Source organism: Streptomyces sp. SID1328 (genome assembly GCF_009865595.1).
In the GTDB taxonomy this organism is placed as follows: Bacteria; Actinomycetota; Actinomycetes; order Streptomycetales; family Streptomycetaceae; genus Streptomyces; species Streptomyces griseoluteus.
The window spans coordinates 1-1,441 of sequence record NZ_WWKH01000255.1; the positions used below are offsets into that span (position 1 = coordinate 1).

The following is a 1,441-nucleotide window of genomic DNA, read 5'->3' on the forward strand; positions in this document are numbered from 1 at the left end:
CGGCCGCGTCCTTCGGCGGCGGCCAGCCGCAGCAGGCCCAGGCGTTCGGCCAGGGTGCCCCGCAGGGCGCTCCGGCGCCGCAGCAGCAGGCACCCGCCGCCGACTTCTCGCCGTTCTGGTTCGCCGTGCCGGTGACCCGTCCGCTGTTCGCGGAGGACGGCTCGCCGAGCCCGGTCGCCGAACTGGCCCCCGGCACCTGGTACCTGGCGGTCGAGCAGCGCGGTGCCGCGCTGCTCGCGCAGACCCAGGACGGCCGTCGCGGCGTCCTTCAGGACACCTCGGGCATCCAGCGCGGCTGAGGCCCGGAACCGTCGTACGCGGCCCCCCGCCCCTTCCGGGCGGGGGGCCGCGGCCGTGTCAGCCCTTGGAGAGGTCCGAGGAGGACGGCACGTGCTCCTTGACCGGTGCGCCCGCGCTCGCGCCCGCGCTCTTCACCTTGTCGATGGTGTCCTCGAACGCGCCCATCGCGTCCGTGTCGCCGCTGCGCAGCTTGGACGGCAGGTTCTTCAGGCTCTCGATGCCCGCGCTGAGCGGGGCCAGCGCCTTGGTCAGGGTGGGGTCGCCCTGCGCGTTCTCCTGGGCGGCCTTGAGCCGGTTGTAGGCGAAGGCACCGGCGAGGCCGGCCTTGACGAGGGCCACCTTGCGGCCGTCGGTGCCCTTCTGGAAGGTGCCGGCCCGCCAGGGCTTCACGATCCACTGGTAGGTGGCCCCGGCCGCGAGGCCGGCGTTGGCTACGAACCGGGTCTTGGCGAACTGCTGGCGTTCGGCGGAGGTACTGGGGCTCGGGGAGGCCGCGGCGGGGATCTTGGTGCTGGTCTTGTGGTCACTGCCGCAGGCGGCGGTACCGGCCAGCAGGGCACAGCACAGGATCAGCGCCACCCAGGTGCGGCGCAGCGGAACGGGCACGCGGTCCTCCGGACGTGATTCCCCGAGCGGGTGTCTCTGCTCCGAAGCCTTGCCCGCCCTCCCGCCCCCCGCCAGCCGGGAGGCCCGTACGGGTCGTCGGGCCCACTATTACTGGCCTGTGGCCGGTTTCAGGGGGCGTCCGGCGGCAATTCGAACACCATGTCTCGATACCACTCAGGCACCAACCAGGCCGGCCGTGTCATCGCCGTCGTAGCGGACGTGATGGCCCTCATCCTCGGTCTGTGGATCTTGATGTACCTGTTGGACGCGAACCGGGGCAACACCCTGGTCGAGTTCGTCCATGACACGGCCTCCTGGCTGGCCGGCTGGTCCCACGACCTGTTCACCTTCGACGAGGCGTGGGCCCGGGTCGTCGCCGGCTACGGACTGGCCGCCGTGGTCTACCTGTTCATCGGCCACGCCATCGCCGGCCGCATGCACCGCTGACGCCGGGCGCCGGGCCTGAGGGGCCCCGCCTGCCGCTAGGGCCTGCCCGGCGGATCAGGGGGCGGGGAAGCAGCGGTGCCGATCGACC

The 1,441-nt window shown here is 72.7% G+C and carries 2 protein-coding genes and 1 pseudogene; 2 read left to right on the top strand and 1 reads right to left on the bottom strand.

Annotated features, from left to right (window positions below; genetic code table 11):
- Positions 1-299: pseudogene (locus GT030_RS07380) on the top strand (hypothetical protein); the annotation flags it as partial.
- A 58-nt stretch (positions 300-357) separates the two neighbouring features.
- On the opposite strand, the gene GT030_RS07385 reads toward GT030_RS07380, so the two are convergent.
- Positions 358-906 carry a hypothetical protein gene (locus GT030_RS07385; protein WP_161200389.1) on the bottom strand — a complete coding sequence of 183 codons (549 nt, stop codon included), beginning with the start codon at positions 904-906 and terminating at the stop codon, positions 358-360.
- Between the two features lie 159 nt (positions 907-1,065).
- Here GT030_RS07385 and GT030_RS07390 point away from each other — a divergent pair, with 159 nt between their 5' ends.
- A complete protein-coding gene (locus GT030_RS07390) occupies positions 1,066-1,353 on the top strand; it encodes a hypothetical protein (protein WP_086695702.1) in 288 nt (95 codons plus the stop codon).
- Positions 1,354-1,441: the final 88 nt, after the last annotated feature.

Coding starts and splice junctions, on each gene's coding strand:
- GT030_RS07390 (WP_086695702.1), top strand. CDS start 1,066: ATGTCTCGATACCACTCAGGCACCAACCAGGCCGGCCGTGTCATCGCC.